The organism is Pseudomonas fragi, assembly GCF_025426255.1.
Lineage (GTDB): Bacteria > Pseudomonadota > Gammaproteobacteria > Pseudomonadales > Pseudomonadaceae > Aquipseudomonas > Aquipseudomonas kulmbachensis.
The window spans coordinates 971,055-993,952 of the sequence record NZ_CP104861.1; the positions used below are offsets into that span (position 1 = coordinate 971,055).

A 22,898-nucleotide genomic window follows, 5' to 3' on the forward strand; every position below is an offset into this window, starting at 1 on the left:
ATATGTTCGATAAAGTGCGCAAGGCGTTTTGGAAAGCCCTGACTCCGGATCTGGTGGCGGATGCGCCCGCCAAGCCTGCTTCGACCCTGGATGAAGCGATAGTGGCGGCTCTGGGCGGTGCCAGCAATGTCAAATCCGAACAGCGGGTGGCCCTGACCCGTATTCGTGTAGAGCTTGACGATATCACTCGCCTGGACCCGCACGCCCTGCGCTTGGCAGGGGTGCCGGGGGTATTAAGCCTGCCGGGCGGGTTGGTGCATTTGGTGGTGGGCTTGTAACCCCCAGGCTCCGTAGCGGCTACCGTGCAGCTATTGCCCTTACTGTTTCCCAATTGCAGGTGTATCGTATTCGCCTTTTGCGGGTTCAACGCCCGCGCCGGATACGAGAGGTAGTTGAACCCATGTCCTTTACCCGTCGACAAATACTCGGTGGTCTGGCCGGCCTGGTAGTGGTGGGTGTTGGCGCAGGAGGCGCTTCGCGTTACTGGCTGGGCAAGGTGGCCGCCGAGAACGCTGGCCACGATTACGAGCTGATTGCAGCGCCTTTGGACGTCGAGCTGGTGCCCGGTCACACAACCGAAGCCTGGGCCTTTGGCCCTTCGGCGCCCGGCACCGAACTGCGTGTGCGTCAGGGCGAGTGGCTGCGGGTGCGTTTTATCAACCATCTGCCGGTCGCGACCACCATTCATTGGCACGGTATTCGTCTGCCGCTGGAAATGGACGGTGTGCCCTACGTCTCGCAACTGCCGGTGCTGCCCGGTGAGTATTTTGACTACAAATTCCGCGTGCCGGATGCTGGCAGCTATTGGTATCACCCGCACGTCAACAGCAGCGAAGAGCTGGGCCGTGGTCTGGTCGGGCCGTTGATTGTCGAAGAGCGCGATCCCACCGGGTTCAAGCACGAACGCACCCTGAGTATCAAAAACTGGCACGTGGACGAAGAGGGCGGTTTTGTGCCGTTCAGCATCACTCGCGAAGCCGCCCGTGGCGGTACGGCCGGGCGCCTGTCGACGATCAATGGGGCTCATGTGCCGACCATAGAGCTGCCTGCTGGGCAGATCACCCGAGTGCGCATTCTCAACCTCGATAACACCCTGACCTATCGCCTGAATATTCCTGGCGTGGAGGCCAAAATCTACGCGCTGGACGGCAACCCCATTGAGCCAAGGCCTTTGGGCAAGGATTACTGGCTGGGCCCGGGCATGCGCATTTGCCTGGCAATCAAGGCTCCGGCTGCGGGCGAAGAGTTGTCGTTGCGCGACGGCCCGGTACGTTTGGGCACCTTACTTTCGGTTGCCAGTACCGACGCACCGGGCGAATGGCCGCCGGCGTTGCCCGCCAACCCGGTTGCCGAGCCCGACGTGGCGAATGCCGAGAAGCTCAACTTCAATTTTGAATGGGTCGGCTCGGTCTCCGAGGACCTGGGCCCTGACCAGCCGCCGAGCTTGTGGCAGATCAACGGTGTGGCCTGGGACATCAAGGACAAGACCTGCGCCGACCGGCCCATTGCCAAACTCAAACTGGGCCAGAGTTATATCTTCGAGTTGAAGAACATGACCCAGTACCAGCACCCGATCCACTTGCACGGCATGAGCTTCAAGGTGTTGGCGTCCAATCGCAAAAAGATCATTCCGTACTTCACCGACACTTATCTGTTGGGCAAAAACGAGCGTGCCCGCGTGGCGCTGGTGGCGGATAATCCCGGCGTGTGGATGTTCCACTGCCATGTGATTGACCACATGGAAACCGGCCTGATGGCCGCTATTGAGGTTTCCTGATGCGACAAGGGCGTCAACCCCAGATCATCGACCGCAGCCGCGATCAAGACTTTATGCGCGAAGCACTGACCCTGGCCGCTCAAGGTGCGGCACTGGGTGAAGTGCCGGTGGGCGCGGTGCTGGTGCAGGGCGGTGAAATTATCGGTCGTGGCTTCAATTGCCCGATCAGCGGCAGCGACCCCAGCGCCCATGCCGAGATGGTTGCCATCCGCGCGGCAGCCGCAGCGGCCAGCAACTATCGGCTGCCCGGCAGCACGTTGTACGTGACGCTGGAGCCGTGCAGCATGTGTGCGGGGCTGATCGTGCACTCGCGTGTGGCGCGGGTGGTCTACGGCGCGCTGGAGCCCAAGGCCGGGATAGTGCAAAGCCAGGGGCAGTTCTTCACCCAGGGTTTTCTCAACCACCGGGTGTTGTTCGAAGGTGGGGTGCTGGCCGAAGAATGCGGGGCGATCCTCAGCGAGTTTTTCAAGGCCCGAAGAGCCAAATCCTAGGTACATCAACCACCCAACCTGTGGGAGCGGGCTTGCTCGCGATGCAGACGGCGCGGTCAATCTGGATTCGCGCGGTGATGCTATCGCGAGCAAGCCCGCTCCCACAGGTCGTGGTTATTTCCTGGCGATGATCACTGCGCGCATCGGCGCGGGCAGGCCTTCAATGGTTTTGCTGTGATCATTGGGGTCGAGGTAGTCGCTCAGTGACTGGAATTTCATCCATTCGGTGGCGCGCTGTTCTTCGACCGTCGTGACGCTCACGTCAACACAGCGCACATCGCTGAAACCAGCGCGGCGCAACCAGCGCTCAAGCGCCGGGATCGAGGGCAGGAACCACACGTTGCGCATCTGCGCGTAGCGGTCTTCAGGCACCAGCACTTGATTCACGTCGCCTTCAATCACCAGCGTTTCCAGCACCAGTTCACCGCCTTTGACCAGGCAGTCTTTCAATGCCAGCAAATGCTCGATGGGCGAACGGCGATGGTAGAACACGCCCATGGAAAACACCGTGTCAAAGCCTTCAAGGTTTGGCGGCAGGTCTTCAAACGGGAAGGGCAGGTGCCACGCGGCCTCTTGCTGCAAAAAGCGCTGCACCGCCTGGAACTGACAGAAGAACAGCCAGTTGGGGTCAACCCCGATCACGCTGTGGGCACCGGCACCGAGCATGCGCCACATGTAGTAGCCATTGCCGCAACCCACATCGAGGATGCGCTTGTGCTTGAGGTTGATGTGCGGCGCAACCCGCGACCATTTCCAGTCCGAGTGCCATTCGGTATCGACGTGTACACCAAACAGGTCGAACGGGCCCTTGCGCCAGGGTGACAGGCCCATCAGCGCCTGACGCATCTGCGCACGGGTTTCGTCGTCGCAGTCGGTGTCCAGAGTCAGGCCGTTGAGCAGATCGATCTCGGTCGGCATAACGTCAGGCAGCGCATCCAGCGCACTTTGCCAGCGCTCCAGATCGCCGTGGCCTTTGTCCATTTTGACGTCGAGCTGGGCTTGCAGGGTGTTGGCCCATTCAGCCAGTGGAGTGCCGGCCAGACGCCGGGCAAGAGGGGACAAATCAATCATGGCAAGGCAATCAACGAGGCAAAGTTAAGACACTGGAACCACGGCACGACTTTCGAGAACCCGGCCGCCAGCAGGCGTTCGCGGTGTTCTTCGAGGCTGTCGGGCTTCATGACGTTTTCGATGGCGCTGCGCTTTTGCGCGATTTCCAGATCGCTGTAGCCGTTGGCGCGCTTGAAGGCAACGTGCAGATCGGTCAGCAGCGCGTGTTCTTCGGGATCACTGAAGCGCAGTTTCTCCGAGAGAATCAGAGCACCGCCCGGCAGCAGCGATTGGCGGATACGACTCAGCAGTGCCAGACGCTCCTCTGGAGCAATAAACTGCAGGGTAAAGTTCAACGCCACCACCGACGCGGGCTCAAACGCCAGTGCCAGGATATCGCCTTCGATCACTTCAACCGGCAACAACTCCTGGAACATCGAGTTTTGCCCATTGAGGTATTCGCGGCAGCGCTCGACCATCGCCGCCGAGTTGTCTACCGCGATCACCTTGCAGCCGTCGGTACGCACATGTCTACGCAGTGCCTGGGTGACTGCACCCAACGAGCTGCCCAGGTCGTACAGAACGCTGTCGGGCTGGGCAAACTGGGCTGCGAGCACACCAAGGTTTTCGACAATGGTGGGGTAGCCGGGCACCGAGCGCTTGATCATGTCCGGGAACACCCGCACCACGTCTTCGTTGAAGGCGAAGTCCGGCACCTGGGCCAGGGGCTGGGCGAAAATACGGTCGGGTTCTTTGCTCACGGCGGTTCCGGCGATGGAAATTTTAAAGGGGCGGCATTTTAGCCAAGTTAGCGCCGGGATGCGCGGTCTGTCTGATAAACCGTTCAGCGCTTGCCCTGAGAAAACACCGAGGCAGTAATGCCCCATTGGCCAAGCCAGTAACTGAGAATGATCAGGTAGGGTGCAGCGCCGAAGGGCAGAACAAAACGATCAATGCCAATCAGGCTGTCCGAGACCACGAATGCCAGCGCGCCGGCGGCTGCCAGCCAGGCTGAACCCTTGGAGATGCGGGTGCCCAGGCGGGCGAGGGCGCGCCACAGCATGGCACTGATGGCCAGAGCGTAGACCGCCACCGGAATCAGTAAATCGCCCAGGCCCTTGGCCGCCATCACACTGAACAGGCTAACACCTGCCAGCAGCGCCAATGCCAAGGCAAGCAAGGCCGGGCGACGGCAGTCCACGAGGTAGGCCTTGAGGTAAGCCAGGTGGGCGAACAAAAATGCGCCAAGCCCCCAAACAAACAGGTCCTGTGGCCAGGCCAGCAGAATGTCGCCCAGCAGGGAAAACAACAGGCCGAGGCTGATCCAGCGTCGATAGGGGCTGGGGCGAGCATCTTGCAGCCAGCCGAGCAATGCCAGTACCGGCACCGGTTTGCTCAGCAAACACAGCAACGTGGCATGCAGGCTGAGCCCGTACAGGTAAGTGCCAGCGCCCATTACCGCGAGGATCAGCCAAGCCATATCAGTTCACCGTGATTGGGCAGTCGAATACCTGGGCCGGTTCTGCCTCGGGTTCCCAGGGTTGTTGAGAGGTCAAGCGCAGGCGCCCGCTGCCAGCGGCAAACACCTGGAAACGCCAGGTCGAGAGCCCGCCGCTGCCCAGCAACTGACCATCGTCGCTGCTGCTGTAAACCTCCGGGCCGAGGCTGCGCAGCACGCCGCCAGCGGAGTCCTGAATGGCCCAACGGTAACCGGTGGTGGGGTTGCTTGGCAGCGACACAATCAGGTGCTGGCCAACGTGCAGTAGCTTGGGGCAGTCGCTTTGTTCTTCGACGGTAACGTTGTGTGCAGGCTGTTGCGCACAGGCCATCAGCAGGCTGAGGCCGAGCAGAGGGATAAAACGTGCAAGGGGCATTGAAGGCTCCGGTCAGACAAACACAATGACGCAGCATAACCCATGATGGGCGCGGCGCCATTTGTCGGCTGCGGATCAGAAAGAGGCATGCGGCGGGCTGATCGTGAAATCGCCACACATCTCCAGGCTATTGCCGTTGTGGTCCAGGCATTCCATTGTGAACAGTCGGGCGCTGTAGCAGCTCTCGACCACACTCAGGTGCAGGGTGCCAATGTCGGCCTGGTTCAAGTGATAGAGCTCACGCCCGGCCACTTCAACGCATTCGATGTACGACATCGAGTGAACGGGGCCGTGTTCGCCTTTTTTGAACAGGTAAGTGCCGGACTGGATGTTGATGTCCAGGGTCAGGGAAACAGCACGATAAACGGTTGAACCGAAGTCATCGAACTCGCCGGTAATGACAATTTTTTTCTGGCTGCTGGCAAAGGTCATTTCCTGAGCGGCAAACGCAGGGCGGTCGAGCAGCTCGGCTTTGAGTTCTCCCCGGGTTCTGGGGTTGAACACCTTCTGGCCTGACTCTTTTTGTCTGAGGACATCCGGGTTTTCAAACGCAGGATGATGAAGTGGCATGGTCGTCGGCTCCTGCGTTATTTTTGTGGGATTAGACTCTATTAGCGGCGGGAAACACTCAGGCGTCTACTGTCAGAAATGACAGTAGAGCCGTTTAAAGCACAACAGGTATGACACATAAAGGCTGTAGCCGCTGCCATTGGCTGTGATGGGTCGCGCAACGGCGAAGGCCCTTTGGTCCTGTCGCAGCCTGCGGCAGCGGCTACAGGGTTGTTTTAAAACAACACTTTGGCTACATCGGTAAAGCGTTTGGCGAAGTGCACGGTGATGCCTTCTTTCAAGTAATCGGGCAGTTCTTCGAAGTGGCCCCGGTTAGGCTCGGGCAGGATCAGTTCGTGAATTTTCTGCCTGCGCGCCGCAATTACTTTTTCACGCACGCCACCAATCGGCAAAACATGCCCGGTCAGAGTCAGCTCGCCAGTCATGGCAATGCCTTTCTTCGGCGGTTGATTACGTGCCAGTGACAGCAGCGCACTGGCCATGGTCACGCCTGCGCTCGGGCCGTCCTTGGGGGTTGCGCCTTCAGGCACGTGCAAGTGTACGAAGGCCTCATCGAAGAACTTGGGATCCCCGCCAAACTGCTTGAGGTTGGAGCTGATATAGCTATAGGCGATTTCGGCAGACTCTTTCATGACCTCGCCCAGTTGCCCGGTCAGCTTGAAGCCGCGATTAAGGGTATGAATGCGCGTTGCCTCAATCGGCAACGTCGCGCCGCCCATGCTGGTCCAGGCCAGGCCGGTAATCACCCCGGTGCCGCTGATCACCTGCTCGTTACGGAACACCGGCATGCCCAGTGATGCTTCGAGATCCTTGGGCGCGATCTTGATCACCGCTTGCGGATCGTCGAGCAACTTGACCACCGCCTTGCGCACCAGTTTGCCCAACTGCTTCTCAAGCTGGCGCACCCCGGCCTCGCGGGCATAACCGTCGATCACCGCACGTAGGGCGCTGTCGCTGATGCTCAGGCTATTTTTGGATACCCCGGCTTTTTCCAGCTGTTTTGGCCACAGGTGACGCTTGGCGATCGCGACCTTTTCTTCCGTGATGTACCCCGAGAGGCGAATCACCTCCATGCGGTCGAGCAAGGGACCCGGGATCGAGTCCAGAGTGTTGGCAGTACAGACAAACAGCACCTTGGACAGGTCCAGGCGCAGGTCCAGGTAGTGATCGAGGAAGTCGACGTTCTGTTCCGGGTCCAGGGTCTCGAGCAAGGCAGATGCCGGATCACCCTGGAAGCTTTGGCCCATCTTGTCGATCTCGTCGAGCATGATCACCGGGTTCATCACTTCGACATCCTTGAGCGCCTGCACCAGCTTGCCCGGCTGAGCGCCAATGTAGGTACGGCGATGGCCTTTGATCTCGGCCTCATCGCGCATGCCACCGACGCTGAAGCGGTAAAACGGACGGCCCAGGGACTCGGCAATCGACTTGCCGACACTGGTTTTACCCACACCTGGCGGGCCTACCAGCAGCACAATCGAACCGCTCACCGAACCTTTGTAAGCGCCCACGGCGAGGAATTCGAGGATTCGGTTTTTGATGTCGTCCAGCCCGGCATGGTGAGCATCAAGCACTTTGCGCGCGTGCTTGAGGTCGAGCTTGTCCTGACCGAATACGCCCCATGGTACTGACGACGCCCAGTCCAGGTAGTTGCGGGTGACGGCGTACTCTGGCGATCCGGTTTCCAGGATCGACAACTTGTTGATCTCGTCATCGATACGCTTTTGCGCCTGGGGCGGCAGCGTCTTGCCTTCAAGGCGTTGCTTGAACTGCTCGATATCGGCGCTGCGATCGTCCTTGGTCAGGCCCAGTTCCTGCTGGATCACCTTGAGTTGTTCCTTGAGGAAAAACTCGCGCTGATGTTCGCCGATCTTGAGGTTAACCTCGGCCGAAATCTCTTTTTGCAGCCGCGCAACTTCGACTTCCTTGCGCAACATGGGCAGCACTTTTTCCATGCGCTTGAGGATCGGGACGCAATCGAGCACCTGTTGCAGCTCGTTGCCGGTGGCTGACGTCAGCGCAGCCGCGAAGTCAGTCAGGGGCGATGGATCGTTGGGGCTAAAGCGATTGAGGTAGTTTTTCAGTTCTTCGCTGTACAGCGGATTGAGCGGCAGCAGCTCTTTGATCGCATTGATCAGCGCCATGCCGTACGCCTTCACCTCGTCGGAAGGATCCTTGTGTTGCTGCGGGTATTCGACCTCTACCAGATAGGGTGGGCGGTGATGTTTGAGCCAGGTGCTGATGCGCACGCGGGTCAGGCCCTGGGCCACGAATTGCAATTTGCCGTTTTCGCGGCTGGCGTGATGAACCTTCACCAACGTGCCGTATTCCGGCAGGCTTTTGGTGTCGAAATGGCGAGGATCATCGGGAGGTGTGTCGACAAAAAACAGCGCCAACGAGTGATGAGGCGACTTGCTGACCAATTCCAGGGTTTCGGCCCAGGGCTCTTCATTGACGATGACCGGCAGGACTTGTGCCGGGAAGAATGGCCGATTGTGGATCGGGATGATGTACACCTTGTCCGGCAGGTTCTGCTCAGGCAACGCCAGTTCAGTGCCTCCAGCGTGCGGTTGGTGTTCGGAGTGTTCTACCTCGGTGTATTCAGCGGTGTCGTCCGGAAATTCTTGCTGGTCGCTCATAGGGCACCTGCGCAATTGGGTATGGGTATTAGATGGGGCGCGGTGCCAGTGGTTTCAATGGTGAACAGAGTTTCATGATCAATTGGCGGCATAAGCGGTAGCTGGGTGAAGAAATTCTGTAGTCGCTGAGGAGCGTAGCGAGGCTGCTTCCGAGGCGCAGTCCTCGTACACCCGGTAAACGCAGTGTTTCTGAATTAACGGATTGAATGGTTGATGACTGCTGCGCAGCCGGACGCAGCCTCGCGGGGCTCGTCAGCGACTACAAGGTTTTGCATATTTCCCGATTGAAGAAATAAATAAGCAACCCCCCTGCGCTAGGCCTTTGTCGCCAACAACTTGACAGTAGACGGCCTGTATTTATTGGGTGATCTTCTTTGTGCGGCAGTTGGATCCATAACAATAAAGATGGACTGAAAGGTCACTGGTCTGGCTTTTTCAAGGAAGTCGAGGGAACGCTTATGTGGGAATTGGCATTCACTCAATGGATTGAGGGCGCAGCATGAAGTTGCGTAACAGTTTTCAGGCGCGTATCAGCGTGTTTCTTGCGCTGCTCCTGTTATTGGTCATCGGTGCGGTGTACTTCGCCGTTAAAGCCGTGACCATTTCGGTGTCCCGCGATCAGGCGCAAGAACAGCTTAAAACCGGCACGCGGGTGTTTGAACGGTTTATGGATTTGCGCTGGAACCGCATTCAGTACGGCCTTGATTGGTTGACCAACGACTCGGGGTTTCGTGAAGCGACCATCAATGGCAGCCCTTCGTTGATAGAGCGTGTCTTGGCGGAGTTCGAATCGAGCCTGAAGGGCAGCGAGCTGTTTGTGCTGGATCTCGACGGCAGGCTTATCACCAGCACGCTCAAAGCCCTGCCGGCAGGGCAAGTGTTTCCTTATGCCGAGGCCTTGAAGCGGGCGCGTCGTACTTCTCAAACCATGGTGATCGGCATACTTGCTGGCAGGCCATACATGATGGTGCAAAGTGCGGTGCTGGCGCCGTTGCCCGTAGTGCGAGTGGTGTCGGGAATGCCGATGGGTGAAGCGTTCGCCCATGAGTTGAGCTCACTCAGCAACCTGCAGGTGTCGTTCCTGACGGTTAAACAAGGCGAGAGCGGAATACTGAAGGGGACTCAGCCGGACTTTATGAGTGCCAGTATCATCAAATTTGTAGACGAGCATACGCCGAGTTCAATGATCCATTTCAGCGAGATTCACGGTAAACGCTTTCTTGGGCAACTGTTGCAACTGGCCAATACCGCAGACCCGGGCAATGGGCAGGTGTTGGCGGTTTTACAAAGCCCTCTGGATGAGTCCATACAGGCGTTCAATTCGCTGGATCGCAAGTTTCTCTTGATCCTGGGGGCGGCGCTGCTGGCTTCATTGCTCGGCGCATTATGGCTGGCGCGTGCAGTTTCACGGCCAGTCAGCCTGCTGGCCGAGGCTGCGCAGCGCATTGGGCGGGGTCATTACGAAACTCCGGTGGAGCTCAAACGCAAGGATGAGCTTGGGTTTCTGGCCAGCGCAATCAATGCCATGCAAAGCGGGATTGCTGCACGGGAACAGCAACTGGTGCATAACACCCTGCACGACTCAGTCACAGGCTTACCCAATCGTACCTTGGTCATGGAACGTCTGGGCAGCGCCATCAGTGCACGACGCAGTGTGGTGTTGATCCATTTGAGTATCGAAAACTATCGTGTGATCAAGGACAGCACTGGCCCGGAGGGGGTAGAGCTGATCATGCGTGAATCCGCTCGCGTGATGCGCGAAACGCTGCGCGAACACGATACGGCGGCATGCATCACGGGCAACGAGTTTTTGCTATTGCTCGAAAGCACCCAGGTTGATGCAGGTGTTGCGATGGCAGACCGTCTATATGCGTTATTGAGCTGTCCGCTGAGTATTGATGGGCATGAGGTGGTGCTGGAAATCTGCATGGGTATTGCCGCATACCCGCTTAACGGGCAAAGCGTTGATGAGCTGACCAGTCGTGCTGCAATTGCGTGCCGCGATGCCGCAGCCTTGCCGGGTTACTTGCAGGTATATCAGCAGGATCGCGACCTGGTTTATCAGCGGCAAATCCAGCTGATCAGGGACTTGCGCAATGCCGCTGATGAAGGCCAGTTGTTTTTGCATTACCAGCCCAAACTGGATATTCGCAGTGGCCTTGTACGCCAGGCTGAAGCGCTGCTGCGCTGGCAGCACCCGGAACTGGGTCTGGTCTCACCGGCTGAATTTATCCCGCTGGCCGAGCGTACGGGCAGCATGTTGTTACTTACAGGGTGGGTGATTGAGGAAGGTATTCGTCAGTTGGCTGAGTGGAATCACAGGGGCTTGCATCTGCAACTGTCATTGAACATCTCTGCGGCGGATTTGCAGGGCGAAGATCTGTTGGTAGCCGTTGAAGGTCTGCTCAAGCGCTATGCGCTGTCTGCCGAACAGCTGATTTTCGAAATCACCGAAAGTACGGCCATGCACGACCCGGAACATTCGCTCAGCGTGCTTGAGAAACTGCGCGATGCCGGTATCAGTTTGTCGGTGGATGACTTTGGCACGGGTTATTCGTCGCTGGCTCACCTCAAGCGACTGCCAGTGCAAGAGCTGAAGATCGATCAATCGTTTATCCGTGACCTCGACGAAACCAGCGAAGACGCGGTGATCGTACGTTCAACCATCGAAATGAGCCACAACCTGGGGCTTAAGGTAGTGGCTGAGGGCGTTGAGTATCAACATACCCTTGACCTGCTGCAGCGCTGGCACTGCGACACGGCGCAGGGCTACCTGATCAGCCGCCCGCTGGATGCAGCGGCGTTTGAGGTCTGGTTATCGAACTCAAGTGCGATAGTTTGAGCTGTTGGGCAAGCTCAGTGCTACCCGACGATAAAGCCCGTTCACTCAAATCCGTGTGCCCACAACTGTGGGAGAGAGCCTGCTCGCGAAGGTCCACAGATGCACCGCCGACTTAACTGAACAGCATTGCGCTCATGAGTTTGGTTGGGTGATGTTCAACACGCGCACCAAAACCGTCATTAGTAGGCAGAGAGTGGCCAGATAAAGTGGATTTTGAACACTGAGCAGGCTGACGGTAACTCCAACGAAAGCAGCTACCAGTTGATGAATTAATCCGCACAACGCCATTGAATAAGGCCCCTTGACTGGAGAGTGAGCACTGGCGGTGGACAAACTGATGGGGTAACTGATGGCTTGGCCGAGCACAATTAAACAGTAAGGCACCCATAGCAGCGCGGCAAATGTGGTATTAGCAATGACACCAAGCACCATCACGACACTGCCAGCTACCATGATACTTGTGGCGATGGCGCTCAGTTGCGATTGCCCACGGATCAAAACGTAGCGATTGACGATAAGCGATCCCAACACATAAGCCAGACTCATTGCCCATCCCAATGCGCCATACTCACTGACCGACCACTCATAAGTTGTCTGGAAAACCGAAGGGGCGGCCGTGTTGAAGCCAATAATGATTCCGTAACCCAGTCCACCAATCAGCGTAGGGCGCAGGAACGGCGCATGACGAAATATTGTCAGGTAATGCCTCCAGCAAACGGGTGTGCTACTTGCCTGGCGAGCACCTGAAAGCCAGCGATAAACACATCCGGCCTGAAGGGTGGCACCAATGGCCAAGCACCAGAAGGTAGCGGGCCAGCCAAAAGTGCTCATTAAAATTGCCCCCGCGTATTGCCCAACCCCTAATGAGATAACAAACGCGATGGATAGCCACGAAAGTGCTTTGGCGACTTGATTACCCTTAAAGTGTTGTGCCACAAGCGATCTGGCCATAACTGACATGCCGCTTGCAGCAAGTCCCTGCAAAAATCGAAGGGAGAGAAAGGTCTCAATCTGTACACAAGCGGCCAGCAGCGCGTTAGTCAAACTGAATATTAATAACGACGCTATCAAGACCGGTTTTATCCCCCATGCAGCTCCCCATTTACCCCATAGCAACATAGGCATAGCCATGCCCACCAGATAAGTCGGCAGTGATAAAGAAGCCAGGTTTTGCGTAGTGTTCAGTGAGAGGGCTATAGACGGCAGCGCTGGCAAGTACATCATCATGCCCAGTTGCGCCAGGAAGACGGTCAGGGAAGATAAGCTGATTAACAATGACGTCTGTAAGCACAGCATCCATATCACTCTTGAAAGGGGGAGGGGGCAATATTTGTACAGTGTGAGTGGGCAGAGGGAGGTCGTTAAGTGAGTGTTGGTAAGTTATTGTCCTGCCAGTACCTATGGACGAGATGACAAAAATTTTTTATCAGCTCTTGGGTCATGTCCGCGCGTAGAGTTACTCTTATTGCAGCTTGGTCTTTGGCCACGACTGGAAAAAATACAGAGGCCGTAAAAAAACCATTATTAGCAAGGTAGGAGACTGCATGAGTTGCTGTTTCAGGCTGTCCGCAATGGATAAGTCGAATGGCTGTAAAATTTCCCTGCTGCTTTGTTTTTACTAGGCTGTCGAAGAGTGCAGTGTTCGCTCTTAATTTATGTTGTAGTTGGTCTAACTCATCAGTGTAATGTAGCAAAATAGACGCTCGACCAGCACCAATGGCTGCACTGTTAAGACTTTGTGACCAGTTGTTGGGACCACCGTAGCGCAACGTTTTTTGTTTGTGTTCGGAGTTTCCGAACATGACGACGCCTCCACTAGCACCAAACGATTTTGCGAGAGATGCAACAATTATTGAGTTGTTGTCCAGCTCTTTAAGGTTTGATCTGATGTGTCCGGTGCCCTGCTTGCCTGTTGCAGATAGTGAGTGTGAGTCATCTATGTAAATAAACATGTTGTATCGGTCTTTCAAATACTGAATGGCCTCAATGTTTGCGACGCCTCCCATGCTGTATACACCATCGGCAATATAGGCGACACGTTGGTGTTTTTTGCACAGGTCCTCTAGGTAATTCATGTCGTTATGCGGGCAAGTTATAACCTCGGTTTCATCGGCGCAAGCAGCTTTTAAATGATTCATTGAGTAGTGAGCGTTTTTGTCAAAACACATAAGAGGAGCTGAGTTGTGGGTGAACGTCCCGGAGGCCAGCAAGGGGAGGATGCTTGCACTTGCTGCGCTGCATGAAAGTGTTGTGAGGCAGTGAGCGGAAAAAAGAGTTGATAGTTCTTGTTCGTAGAGTTCAAGGATATTAAGTTTGCAGCGATTTTTAGAGTTTGGGATGCGTAATGATCCGGTGTTTTTTAGCGCTTCAATAGCACCATTCAGCAGTGCAGGATGGTAATCGAGTCCAAGGTAAGAAGTAGTACAGAAATGATGAAATGTTCGGTTGTGCTGATCTCTGAAATGGTTGGTGCCCTCGATTATGACGTTAAGGTTGGATATTTTATTTAGATCGGCATTTTTCCAGTGGGTATCTGCCGTGGATATCATTTTTTTGTAGTTGCTGAATTTGTTTTTTTGATCCTTGCTGTCGGCCATCTTTGTTTTGCTCCTTGAAGAGTTCGAAGGCTTTTCCAAGGGCGTATTCTTAGCTTTCAGTGTTCGATGTGTATGTGGGAGGGTAGAGTTTTTTTTGTAAGAATTTGCTGGTTATATTGTGCAGCACTACTATAAGTAGAGGCGCTAAGTGAGGTTTTTCTTGGGGGTGCTGTTTTTATGTCCGTTCTAGTAATGCATTTTATGCGCCCATTGAATGATGCTCGTTTTGGTGAGCTTGTTTAATCGTGACAACACCCACAAAAAAGGCGGCTATCTCTCGATAGCCGCCTTTTTCATAACTCGCTGTAAAACTTACTCAGCCAGTTTAAACGCCATTACATAGTCACCTTTTTTGGTGCCCAAACCGCCATGACCACCCGCCATGACCAGCACATATTGGGTGCCGTCCTTGCCGGTGTAGGTCATTGGGGTGGTCTGGCCGCCAGCTGGCAGACGACCTTCCCACAGTACTTTGCCGTTGTTTACATCGTAAGCACGCAGGTACTGGTCAAGGGTACCGCTGAGGAAGGCAACGCCACCTGCGGTGGTGAAGGTCCCGCCCAGGCTTGGAACGCCCATCGACAATGGAATCGGAACCGGCGAGCTGTCACGCACGGTGCCGTTTTTGTGTTTCCAGATCACCTGGTTGTTGGTCAGGTCGACTGCTGCAACATAACCCCACGCCGGTGCTTGGCACGGCAGGCCCAGGGGTGACAGCAGAGGCTCCAGAATCACACCGTAAGGTGCGCCTTTGTTCGGTTGAACGCCGGAGGTTTCGCCTTTGCGTGGGCCCATGGCAGCTACGTCCGCCTGGGGAACCATTTTGGAGGTGAAAGCCATGTAGCTCGGGTTCAGGAATGCGATCTGGCGAACCGGGTCAACCGAGATGCCGCCCCAGTCAAATACGCCGAAGTTGCCTGGATACACGATCGAACCTTGCAGCGAAGGCGGGGTGTACATGCCATCGTAACGCAGGGATTTGAAGTGGATCCGGCACAGCATCTGGTCAAACGGGGTCACACCCCACATGTCACGTTCGGTCAGAACCGGCGGGATCATGTTCAGGTCCGAACGAGGCTGGGTCGGCGCCGTGTGGTCGCCTTCTACTGCGCCGCCAGGAGCCGGGATCTCGTTGATCGGCACGATGGCTTCGCCGGTGCGACGGTCCATCACGTAGATGCTGCCTTGCTTGGTGGAAGCCAGCAGAGCCGGTTTCACGCCATCAGCGGTTTTCAGGTCCATCAGTGTTGGTTGACCACCTACGTCCATGTCCCACAGGTCATGGTGAGTCAGCGGACGATACCAGCGGACTTTACCGGTGTTGATGTCCAGGGCAGTGATGCCAGCGGCATAACGCTCGGAGTCTTCGGTACGGTCGCCACCATATTGGTCAGGCGTTTGGTTGCCCATCGGCAGATACAGCATGCCGAGGTTTTCGTCGACGGCGAACATCGACCACATGTTTGGCGAGTTACGGGTGTAGGTTTCGCCTTCAGCAATCGGTGTGGTTTTTTCCGGGTTGCCGCTATCCCAGTTCCAAACCAGCTTGCCGGTACGTACGTCGTACGCACGGATCACGCCCGATGGCTCGTCAGTGGAGATGTTGTCGGTCACGTGGCCGCCAATCACCACCAGATCTTTGGTCACGGCAGGTGGCGAGGTGGAGTAGTAGCCACCTGGTGCGAAGGTGCCGATGTTGTGACGCAGGTCAACTGCGCCATTGTCACCAAACTCTTCACACACTTTACCGGTGTCGGCGTTCAGGGCGATCAGACGGGTGTCAGCAGTCGGCAGGAACAGGCGACGCGGGCACGAGTTGCTGGATGTGGCAGCAGCAGGCTCGGCAACGCTTTGTTCGGTGCTGACTTTGGCGTAGGCGTTTTCGTCGTGGTAAGTCACACCACGGCAGGTCATGTGCGCCCAGCCTTTGAAGTTGGCAGCGTTCTGAGTGCTGATCTTCGGGTCGTAGCGCCAGATTTCCTTGCCGGTGTCGGGGTCAAGAGCAATCACCTGGCTGTGTGGAGTACACACGTACAGCATGCCGTTGACTTTCAGCGGGGTGTTCTCGGCCGTTGTTTCGCCGGGATCGCCTTCGCCAGGAATGTCACCGGTGCGGAATGTCCAGGCTGGAACCAGCTTGTGGGCATTTTGCGGAGTGATTTCCTTGAGCGGTGAGTAGCGGTCACCAAAGGCGGTACGACCGTAGGACTGCCAGTCGCCATCCGGCATGGCCGGTGCGGCATTGGTCATGCCAGGTACGGCATCACGGTCCAGTTGCCCCTTGATTTCTCCAGGGCTGGTGAACTGGCTGGCCAGAGCAGCTAGGCCGGCCAATACCACGGCAATGCTCAGCGCGCCGGTAGCCATAGGTGCCGACTGACCGCGCAGAACCGGGCGACGGAACCATGGCAGCAGCAGAACGATACCGATAGCGAACCATACGGCCAGACGTGGCACCAATTGCCACCAGTCCAGACCCACTTCCATCAGTGCCCATACGGTGCTGGCGAACAGCACCAGAGCGTACAGAGCCAGTGCCGCACGGCGCCCTGCAATCAGCAGTGCACCCGACAAGCCAAAACCGATACCGGCCAGCAGGTAGTACCACGACCCGCCAAGCGTGACCAGTTTGATACCCCCGGCCAACATGGCCAGGCCCATTAGCAGCAGCAGGATACCGAGAAGGCTCGGTAGCAGGCGGCTTCGACTGAAAGCACCTTCAGTGCTCATAGTGTGGTTCTCCGTTGCGTTTGAGGTATTCCCGCGGGGGTGGGTCTTGAGGGACGAACCATCGCGGGAGTGGATCAGTTAAATAAGTGTTTGGTCGCAACCTTAAAGGTTGCTGTTGCAGCCCGTTGGTCAGAACGAACTTTGAATTTTCAGACCGCCAATCAACGCGTCATCCAGTTGGCTGACGCCACCGGGGTGGCGGATGTATTGCAAGTTCGGTCGAACGGTCAGCCAATTGGTCACGTGCACGCCGTAGTACAGTTCGGCGCTGTATTCCGTGTCCTGGGGTGGCAGGTAGTCAGGGTTGTCGAAGTCGTAGAGGGTGCGGGCCTGGTTGCTGGCCTGGGCGTTCTTGCGATAAGCCGGGTTGACATGAACCCGCGCCATGGCAAAGCCGATATCGTCCTTGGGACGGGCATCGAACACGCCTTTGTAGACGACGCCCGCCTGAACATAGTTGTCCACGGCGTTGGTCTTCTTGTCGTGCATAGTGGCATTGGCGAACACACTCAAGCCCCTCGACTGATCGCTGGCGCGGGTAGTGAGCTGTTGTTGCACGCCCAGCCACATCCCATGTTTGCTCGAACTGCTGCGATACGCCTCGCCGGTCAAGGCCGCGGGCTGGCCGTTGGCATCTTTGTAAACATCTGTTGCCTTGGCATTACTGTAGTAGTACCCCGCACGATATTCCCCTGGCAGGCCATTAATTTTTGGCGTCCACACCAGTTCAATCGGCAGCACCGCGCCTTGGGTGCCGCTACCGCTGAGTTTGAAACCGTTGCCGCGATCCAGGTTCGACGGGTTCTGCTCATAGGCGCCGACCTGTGCGTACAACTCGGGCGTCAGATGATATTTGACCCGCAGGGCCCATTGGCTGACAGGCCAGTTGTACCAAATGCTGCCGGCCCAGTTGCCGACCTGCGAGCCGCAGAATGCCAGGTTCTGGAAGTCACACGGGAAGCTGTTGAAGTCTTCGCCCTGGCCGAAACGACCGACCTTGATGTCGAGCTTCTGATCGAGGAACTTCTGCTGGTACCACATCTGGGTCAGGCGCGTGGTTTGACCGCGCCCCCAGACTTCCTGGGCCGAGGTGAAGCCGCCGACGCGTGGGTCGTTGATGCGGTCATTACTGATGTTGTTGCCGCTGCGCTGGGTAATCGTCAGTTGAAACTCGGCGTCATCCCAGCCCAGGATCTTCTGCAAGTCCAGGTGCGTGCCCAAACCGAACTGGTCGCTATAGCGCGCTGTACGGTCATGGTCGTAGCCGCCGTGCAGGTTCGAACCTACTTCGCCTACGTAGTCGAGGGAAAAGGAGTAACCCTTTTTTTCCAGTTCACTACGGGTGCCGCCCCAATCACCGAGCATCCACTTGGAGTCGCTGTCGAAGGCAGGAGCTGCCTGTACGCAGGTGGCCAGGCCAAAAGCGGTAATGCCGCCGATCAGAGTCAGGGCTTTTTGCCCGGCCATAGGCAATAGCGCGCTGTGCTTGCGCAAGTTCAGGAATGTGGACATAGGTCGAAATAGTGAGTCTTTATAGGTATGGCTGTGGCTGTGGGTAGCGCTGTCTTTGGAGGCAGGGCTCACACATAGAGATTCAAGGGCCGGGTGAATCGTTTTAGCCCTTGGTGATGAAATGATAAAGGGATGAATCGTTTAGAAACAGCACTTTAAGTGACATGCATCATTTCGGATTCGGTAACAGTGTGCTGCGACCGTTCGCCCCAGGGCGTTTTTGTCGCGGCCTCCCTTGATTGGAGGCCGCGTATTTACTGATGTGCAGCTTAAAATGTGGTGCGTAGGCCGACTTCGATACCGCGTCCTGGCGCGGGTGCTATGTCACGCAAAATAGAACTGGCATAACGCACAGTCTGGTTGGTCAAATTGTCGCCTTTGACGAATGCCAGCCATTGGCTGCTACCGACATCAAAGTGATAACCGGCGCTGGCGCCCAGGGTGGTGTAGCCGTCGGTGCCGGATTCATTGGCCGGCACGCGGCCCTGATTGCTGGCGTGTTCGACATCGACCCTTGCCTGCCAGCGGTCCAGCTCCCACAGCAGGCCACTGCTCAGGCGCAAGGGGGCAATACGTGGCAATGCTTCGCCGGTATCGAGGTTGGTGGCGCGGGTGTAGTCCCCCGACAGCTCAAGGGCGAACTTACCGTAAGCGCTTTCACCCAACTTCCAGTGATCCTTGGCTTCAAAGCCAGTGAAGCGTGCCCGTACCCCGGAATAGGTGTATTCGGGAATGCCATCTGCGTCAGGTTCACCTTCGTCATTCAGGGTGCGACCTGTGCCCAGCAAGCCGATGTAATTGGAGAAGTGGCTGTAGAACACGCCGACACTGCCTTTGTGGGTGCCATTGTCAAAGCGCAGTGCCAGATCGCTGGAGACGGCTTTTTCTTTCGCCAGATTGGCGTTGCCCACTTCATAGGTGCCGGTGGCGACGTGGGCGCCATTGGCGTACAGCTCGTAGAACGTTGGTGCGCGTTCGGTGTAGCCCAAGGTAGCGGCCAGCGACCAGATCGGGGTGAGGGTGAACACGGCGCCTGAAGACAGGCTGCCCGAGGTGAAGCTTTTGGAACTGTCGGCCGCCGCAAAGCGCTCGTTGCCCTTGGCATCGGGGTCGACCACGGTGTGTTCCAGGCGCCCGCCGAGGCTGAGCTTGAGTCGGTCGGTGGCTTGCAGTTCTTCGAGAATAAACAGCGCGCCGCTGTTGGTGTCGGTCTGCGGCACGAAAGCCTCTTCGCCCAGGGCCGAAAACTCATTGCGATTGACCTGTGCTCCGACGATGCCTTCGAGCGGGCCAATGGGTACATGGCGCGCTTCAACGCGGGCTTCGTAGCCTTTGTTTTTGAAGGTAGTACCGACTTCGCCGCCCTCGATTTCACGGTGTTCGTAATCGGTGTAACCGGCGTCCATTTTCAGTGAGCTGAAGGGGCCTTGCAGATTGCGGATTTCCGAGGCGAAGGCGTAGTGATCCTGCTTCATGCGGATGCGTACGTCCTGCTCGGCCGGTGATCCGTAGTTGGCGTCGTAAGTGCTGTAGGACAGACCTGCGTAACCATCCTCCCAAGTGTAGGAGCCGCCCACGGCACCCCCGTCCTGACGGCCATTACTGTTGCCCAAACGCCCTTTCTTTTCGTCGCCATCGTCGCTTTCAGGGGCATGACGGCTGCGGGCATAGCCAGGGATTTTCAGGTCATTGAACTCGCGGGCGTTGGCATCCAGATGCAGGGCGAAGGTGCCATCACCGGCTTCCAGTTTGCCGGCACTGCTGCGGGTTGTGTCAGCGCCGCCGTAGCGCAGTTCGCCCGCGCCGTGAATGCCATCGATAGCGGCGGTGGGGATACGGTTGTCGAAGGTGTTGACCACGCCACCAATGGCATTGCCGCCGTACAGCAGGGCTGCCGGGCCGCGCACTATTTCGATGCGTTCAACGTTGACCGGGTCCAGCGGTACGGCGTGATCATACGACAGCGACGAGGCATCCAGTGCTCCGACACCGTTGCGCAGGATGCGGATACGGTCGCCATCCAGTCCGCGAATGATCGGTCGGCTGGCGCCTGGGCCGAAGTAGGAAGAAGACACGCCCGGCTGCTTGTTGAGGGTTTCGCCCAAGCTGCCTTGCTGCAGCAGGGTAAGGTCGTCGCCTTCCAGCACGGTGGTTGGCGAGGCCAGTTGGCTGTTGCCCAGTGGGTTGCCGGTAATCACTTGCGGTTGCAGTTCAAGGGCGTAGGCCGGGGAGGCGAGGAGCAGTGCAGTGGCGAGTGGTGTTAGACGAAGACGTCGCAGGTGACGCGGGAAGGCAGGGGAGGACATTGCAAGTTCCTTGGCAAGTGTGGAGAAGAAAGCGGCGCTGAGCGCTCTTTGAATCGAAAGCTATAGTTACAATATAACATTACTTTCATGCTCTCCTAGCGGAACTTTCATTCGTGCCTCGAGTCAGGGCTAGACTTGCTCCGTACCGAATGCACTTCCCCCTGAGCAGGTGCTCGGCTAAGGTGCGCGGCTTTCTCTCTTTTGCTTTAAAGGCCCGGCATGACTGAACCCAACAACAACCCATTGCACGGCGTGACGCTGGAACAGATCCTCACTGCGCTGGTGGCGCATTACGAGTGGGAAGGTCTGGCCGAGCGTATTGATATTCGCTGCTTCAAGAGCGACCCGAGCATCAAGTCGAGCCTGACGTTCCTGCGTAAAACGCCGTGGGCGCGGGAAAAAGTTGAAAAACTGTATGTGAAATACGCTCGCACCAAACGCGAGCTTTGATCTGCGTATGAGTGCAGTGACAAAGCACAGGCTTTGCGTCGCGATGGCGATCCTGGGCTGGAGCGGTTTGGCGATTCAGCTTGAACTGGTGCTGTTCGCTCGCTGGGCGAGCGGCGCAAGTGTGGTGGGCGGGCTGGTGAGTTACTTCAGTTTTTTTACCATCCTGACTAACACCTTGGCGGCCACCGTACTGACTTATGCGGCAGACACCAGGGTCTCCAGGGGCAGGACGTTTTTCTTGCAGCCGTGGGTCGGTAGCGGTATTGCCGTCAGCATTATTGTGGTGGGTGCGGCGTATAGCTTACTGCTGCGCCAGCTCTGGCAGCCTGAAGGTTTGCAGTGGCTGGCCAACGAAATACTGCACGATGTGATGCCGCTGCTGTTTGCGTTGTACTGGTGGTTTTGTGTGCCCAAGGGTTCATTGCGGGCCTGTCATATCGGGCTTTGGGTTGTGTATCCGCTGATGTATTTCGCCTACATCCTGCTGCGAGGGCACCTGCTGGGTGTGTACCCATATCCGTTTGTAGATGTCGAAAAGATTGGCTATGCGCAGACGTTTATCAATGCCAGCGGGATCTTGGCGGGGTTTGTTGCGGTGGCGCTGGTAGTGATGGCGGTGGATCGTCGGTCTGGAACACGCGCGTAGCCGCTGCTGAAGGAACGAGGCTGCGGCTACAAGATGTCGAGAGCAATTACTCTTCTGTACTGCCATCCAACCGCCAGTAGCCAACAGCTTTGACGAACTCTTCGTTCAAACCGTGGGTGTCCAGTAGGACTCTGCGCACTTTGCGCGACAGGCCGCTTTCCGTGGCGACCCAAGCGTACAACTCGCCAGTCGGGATGCTCAGGCCCTCAACCGTGTTGAGCAGGTCCTGCTCAGGGGCGTCGCGATGTACCCAGATCACCTCAACCGAAGCAGCGCTGTTCAGTGGTTGTTCCTCAAGGGCGTTCTCCACCTCGACCACCACTAAAGCACGGCGATTGGCTGGCAGTTCTTCCAGGCGTCGGGCGATGGCTGGCAATGCGGTTTCGTCACCGATCAGCAGGTAACTGTCGAAGATGTCCGGCACCACCATCGAACCGCGTGGTCCGCCGATATGCAGGAGTTGACCGGGTGCGGCCTGAGCGGCCCAGGTAGCGGCTGGGCCGTCCCCGTGCAGTACAAAGTCGATATCCAGCTCAAAGCTGTTCAAGTCATAACGACGCGGGGTGTAGTCGCGCATCGGCGGCATGGCGTTGCCTTTTTGACCTGCGCTCAATTGCAGATTTTCCAGGGCTGTCTGTTCTTCAGCGTTTTGCGGGAAAAACAGTTTTACGTGGTCATCGCTGCCCAAGCTGATAAAACCTGCCAACTCAGGCCCGCCCAGGGTAATGCGGCGCATGCGCGGGGTCAGGTCGACGACTCGCAGCACTTCAAGTTTGCGACGTTTGATTTCATGCATGACCCGGTGAATGGTCTGTGGGTTTGCGGCATTCATTCAGCGTTCTCCTGCGTAGGCTGGGCAGTAACAGGGCCATCGACGATGGCTTTGGCGGTGTTGTTGAGCAGATCGCGCACCCGCAGGATCTCTTCGGGGCTCCAGCGACCGTGGTGCATTTGCAGGGCATGGCGCAGGTTGTGCACCGCCTCGTGGATTTCTGCGGGGCGATCATGGCCGCGCAAGGAGCGTTTGCTGACATCGATGCGCATGCGCACGCCGTCCAGGGCAATAGCTTGGTCGGCCAGGGACTGGCGGCCAAGGTCGGTCACGCAATAGCGTTTTTTCCCGCCTTGCGCGTCGCCTTGAATCATTTCGCTTTCTTCAAGAAAGGTCAGTGTGGGGTAAATCACGCCGGGGCTCGGGCTGTAGGCGCCGTCGAATAAACCTTCGATCTGGCGGATCAGGTCGTAGCCGTGGCAAGGCTGCTCGGCGATCAGTGCCAGCAGCAATAATTTCAAATCACCAGGGGCAAATACTCGGGGGCCGCGGCCGCCACGTTCGCGACCGGTACGCTTCTCAAAACCGTCCTGGCCCGTGCCATGTTCGCGATGATGGGGATGATGTTCGCTCATTTCTCTT

Annotated in this window: 19 protein-coding genes; 6 read left to right on the forward strand and 13 right to left on the reverse strand. The window is 57.1% G+C overall.

Features of this window, described 5'->3' with window-relative positions; all coding sequences use genetic code 11:
• The first annotated feature begins 2 nt into the window (after window positions 1-2).
• The 3 genes from N7D90_RS04650 to tadA all read left to right on the forward strand — a co-directional run bounded on the left by N7D90_RS04650 (window position 3) and on the right by tadA (window position 2,268).
• Window positions 3-278, forward strand: a complete 276-nt coding sequence (locus tag N7D90_RS04650; protein WP_261741086.1) for a PTS transporter subunit EIIB — start codon at window positions 3-5, stop codon at window positions 276-278.
• Between the two features lie 122 nt (window positions 279-400).
• Window positions 401-1,777: a multicopper oxidase family protein gene (locus N7D90_RS04655; protein WP_261741087.1), complete on the forward strand. Its 1,377-nt coding sequence runs from the start codon at window positions 401-403 to the stop codon at window positions 1,775-1,777.
• Window positions 1,777-2,268 (forward strand): tRNA adenosine(34) deaminase TadA, encoded by a 492-nt coding sequence (gene tadA / locus N7D90_RS04660; protein WP_261741088.1) that lies wholly within the window; start codon window positions 1,777-1,779, stop codon window positions 2,266-2,268. The genes N7D90_RS04655 and tadA overlap by 1 nt, the downstream gene beginning before the upstream one ends.
• 114 nt (window positions 2,269-2,382) lie before the next feature.
• Here tadA and cmoB read toward each other — a convergent pair whose 3' ends face one another.
• From cmoB to lon, 6 genes are all read right to left on the reverse strand, one after another.
• On the reverse strand, window positions 2,383-3,339 hold the full coding sequence (gene cmoB, locus N7D90_RS04665) for a tRNA 5-methoxyuridine(34)/uridine 5-oxyacetic acid(34) synthase CmoB (RefSeq protein ID WP_261741089.1): 957 nt from the start codon (window positions 3,337-3,339) through the stop codon (window positions 2,383-2,385).
• Entirely contained in the window at window positions 3,336-4,079 is a 744-nt protein-coding gene (gene cmoA, locus N7D90_RS04670; protein WP_261741090.1) for a carboxy-S-adenosyl-L-methionine synthase CmoA, read from the reverse strand. The genes cmoB and cmoA overlap by 4 nt, the downstream gene beginning before the upstream one ends.
• Window positions 4,080-4,162: 83 nt before the next feature.
• Complete coding sequence (locus tag N7D90_RS04675) at window positions 4,163-4,798, reverse strand: lysoplasmalogenase (RefSeq protein WP_261741091.1); 636 nt, start codon at window positions 4,796-4,798, stop codon at window positions 4,163-4,165.
• 1 nt (window position 4,799) lies between these two features.
• Window positions 4,800-5,192: a protease inhibitor I42 family protein gene (locus N7D90_RS04680; protein ID WP_261741092.1), complete on the reverse strand. Its 393-nt coding sequence runs from the start codon at window positions 5,190-5,192 to the stop codon at window positions 4,800-4,802.
• Between the two features lie 75 nt (window positions 5,193-5,267).
• Entirely contained in the window at window positions 5,268-5,762 is a 495-nt protein-coding gene (locus N7D90_RS04685) for a hypothetical protein (RefSeq protein ID WP_261741093.1), read from the reverse strand.
• Window positions 5,763-5,977: 215 nt separating this feature from the next.
• Window positions 5,978-8,401, reverse strand: coding sequence for an endopeptidase La (lon, locus tag N7D90_RS04690; RefSeq protein ID WP_261741094.1), 2,424 nt, complete (start codon window positions 8,399-8,401; stop codon window positions 5,978-5,980).
• Between the two features lie 499 nt (window positions 8,402-8,900).
• On the opposite strand from lon, the gene N7D90_RS04695 reads away from it, so the two are divergent.
• Window positions 8,901-11,243 (forward strand): bifunctional diguanylate cyclase/phosphodiesterase, encoded by a 2,343-nt coding sequence (locus N7D90_RS04695; RefSeq protein WP_261741095.1) that lies wholly within the window; start codon window positions 8,901-8,903, stop codon window positions 11,241-11,243.
• Between the two features lie 132 nt (window positions 11,244-11,375).
• On the opposite strand, the gene N7D90_RS04700 is transcribed toward N7D90_RS04695, so the two are convergent.
• The 5 genes from N7D90_RS04700 to N7D90_RS04720 all read right to left on the reverse strand — a co-directional run bounded on the left by N7D90_RS04700 (window position 11,376) and on the right by N7D90_RS04720 (window position 20,388).
• Window positions 11,376-12,539: an MFS transporter gene (locus tag N7D90_RS04700; RefSeq protein ID WP_261741096.1), complete on the reverse strand. Its 1,164-nt coding sequence runs from the start codon at window positions 12,537-12,539 to the stop codon at window positions 11,376-11,378.
• A 65-nt stretch (window positions 12,540-12,604) separates the two neighbouring features.
• Window positions 12,605-13,840 carry an aminotransferase class I/II-fold pyridoxal phosphate-dependent enzyme gene (locus tag N7D90_RS04705; protein WP_261741097.1) on the reverse strand — a complete coding sequence of 412 codons (1,236 nt, stop codon included), beginning with the start codon at window positions 13,838-13,840 and terminating at the stop codon, window positions 12,605-12,607.
• A gap of 312 nt (window positions 13,841-14,152) precedes the next feature.
• Window positions 14,153-16,570, reverse strand: coding sequence for a glucose/quinate/shikimate family membrane-bound PQQ-dependent dehydrogenase (locus tag N7D90_RS04710; RefSeq protein ID WP_261741098.1), 2,418 nt, complete (start codon window positions 16,568-16,570; stop codon window positions 14,153-14,155).
• Between the two features lie 129 nt (window positions 16,571-16,699).
• Window positions 16,700-18,082 carry a carbohydrate porin gene (locus tag N7D90_RS04715; protein WP_261742378.1) on the reverse strand — a complete coding sequence of 461 codons (1,383 nt, stop codon included), beginning with the start codon at window positions 18,080-18,082 and terminating at the stop codon, window positions 16,700-16,702.
• A gap of 269 nt (window positions 18,083-18,351) precedes the next feature.
• Complete coding sequence (locus tag N7D90_RS04720) at window positions 18,352-20,388, reverse strand: TonB-dependent receptor (RefSeq protein WP_261741099.1); 2,037 nt, start codon at window positions 20,386-20,388, stop codon at window positions 18,352-18,354.
• Between the two features lie 219 nt (window positions 20,389-20,607).
• Between N7D90_RS04720 and N7D90_RS04725 the strand changes: the two genes are divergently transcribed.
• Together N7D90_RS04725 and N7D90_RS04730 are read left to right on the forward strand one after the other, a co-directional pair.
• Window positions 20,608-20,838 (forward strand): VF530 family DNA-binding protein, encoded by a 231-nt coding sequence (locus tag N7D90_RS04725; protein ID WP_003443274.1) that lies wholly within the window; start codon window positions 20,608-20,610, stop codon window positions 20,836-20,838.
• Between the two features lie 7 nt (window positions 20,839-20,845).
• Entirely contained in the window at window positions 20,846-21,484 is a 639-nt protein-coding gene (locus N7D90_RS04730) for a Pr6Pr family membrane protein (RefSeq protein ID WP_261741100.1), read from the forward strand.
• Window positions 21,485-21,530: 46 nt separating this feature from the next.
• Here N7D90_RS04730 and N7D90_RS04735 read toward each other — a convergent pair whose 3' ends face one another.
• Both N7D90_RS04735 and N7D90_RS04740 read right to left on the reverse strand, forming a co-directional pair.
• Window positions 21,531-22,316 (reverse strand): siderophore-interacting protein, encoded by a 786-nt coding sequence (locus N7D90_RS04735; protein ID WP_261741101.1) that lies wholly within the window; start codon window positions 22,314-22,316, stop codon window positions 21,531-21,533.
• Window positions 22,313-22,891 carry a PadR family transcriptional regulator gene (locus N7D90_RS04740; RefSeq protein WP_261741102.1) on the reverse strand — a complete coding sequence of 193 codons (579 nt, stop codon included), beginning with the start codon at window positions 22,889-22,891 and terminating at the stop codon, window positions 22,313-22,315. Before N7D90_RS04740 ends, N7D90_RS04735 begins: the two co-directional genes overlap by 4 nt.
• Window positions 22,892-22,898 lie beyond the last annotated feature (7 nt).

What these genes read in the sequence shown, in the direction of transcription:
- N7D90_RS04730 (WP_261741100.1), top strand. Translation starts at nt 20,846, where the DNA reads ATGAGTGCAGTGACAAAGCACAGGCTTTGCGTCGCGATGGCGATCCTG.
- N7D90_RS04715 (WP_261742378.1), bottom strand. Translation starts at nt 18,082, where the DNA reads ATGTCCACATTCCTGAACTTGCGCAAGCACAGCGCGCTATTGCCTATG.
- N7D90_RS04735 (WP_261741101.1), bottom strand. Translation starts at nt 22,316, where the DNA reads ATGAATGCCGCAAACCCACAGACCATTCACCGGGTCATGCATGAAATC.
- N7D90_RS04655 (WP_261741087.1), top strand. Translation starts at nt 401, where the DNA reads ATGTCCTTTACCCGTCGACAAATACTCGGTGGTCTGGCCGGCCTGGTA.
- tadA (WP_261741088.1), top strand. Translation starts at nt 1,777, where the DNA reads ATGCGACAAGGGCGTCAACCCCAGATCATCGACCGCAGCCGCGATCAA.
- N7D90_RS04695 (WP_261741095.1), top strand. Translation starts at nt 8,901, where the DNA reads ATGAAGTTGCGTAACAGTTTTCAGGCGCGTATCAGCGTGTTTCTTGCG.
- N7D90_RS04650 (WP_261741086.1), top strand. Translation starts at nt 3, where the DNA reads ATGTTCGATAAAGTGCGCAAGGCGTTTTGGAAAGCCCTGACTCCGGAT.
- N7D90_RS04720 (WP_261741099.1), bottom strand. Translation starts at nt 20,388, where the DNA reads ATGTCCTCCCCTGCCTTCCCGCGTCACCTGCGACGTCTTCGTCTAACA.
- N7D90_RS04710 (WP_261741098.1), bottom strand. Translation starts at nt 16,570, where the DNA reads ATGAGCACTGAAGGTGCTTTCAGTCGAAGCCGCCTGCTACCGAGCCTT.
- N7D90_RS04740 (WP_261741102.1), bottom strand. Translation starts at nt 22,891, where the DNA reads ATGAGCGAACATCATCCCCATCATCGCGAACATGGCACGGGCCAGGAC.
- N7D90_RS04685 (WP_261741093.1), bottom strand. Translation starts at nt 5,762, where the DNA reads ATGCCACTTCATCATCCTGCGTTTGAAAACCCGGATGTCCTCAGACAA.
- N7D90_RS04675 (WP_261741091.1), bottom strand. Translation starts at nt 4,798, where the DNA reads ATGGCTTGGCTGATCCTCGCGGTAATGGGCGCTGGCACTTACCTGTAC.
- N7D90_RS04705 (WP_261741097.1), bottom strand. Translation starts at nt 13,840, where the DNA reads ATGGCCGACAGCAAGGATCAAAAAAACAAATTCAGCAACTACAAAAAA.
- N7D90_RS04725 (WP_003443274.1), top strand. Translation starts at nt 20,608, where the DNA reads ATGACTGAACCCAACAACAACCCATTGCACGGCGTGACGCTGGAACAG.
- N7D90_RS04680 (WP_261741092.1), bottom strand. Translation starts at nt 5,192, where the DNA reads ATGCCCCTTGCACGTTTTATCCCTCTGCTCGGCCTCAGCCTGCTGATG.
- N7D90_RS04700 (WP_261741096.1), bottom strand. Translation starts at nt 12,539, where the DNA reads ATGCTGTGCTTACAGACGTCATTGTTAATCAGCTTATCTTCCCTGACC.
- cmoB (WP_261741089.1), bottom strand. Translation starts at nt 3,339, where the DNA reads ATGATTGATTTGTCCCCTCTTGCCCGGCGTCTGGCCGGCACTCCACTG.
- lon (WP_261741094.1), bottom strand. Translation starts at nt 8,401, where the DNA reads ATGAGCGACCAGCAAGAATTTCCGGACGACACCGCTGAATACACCGAG.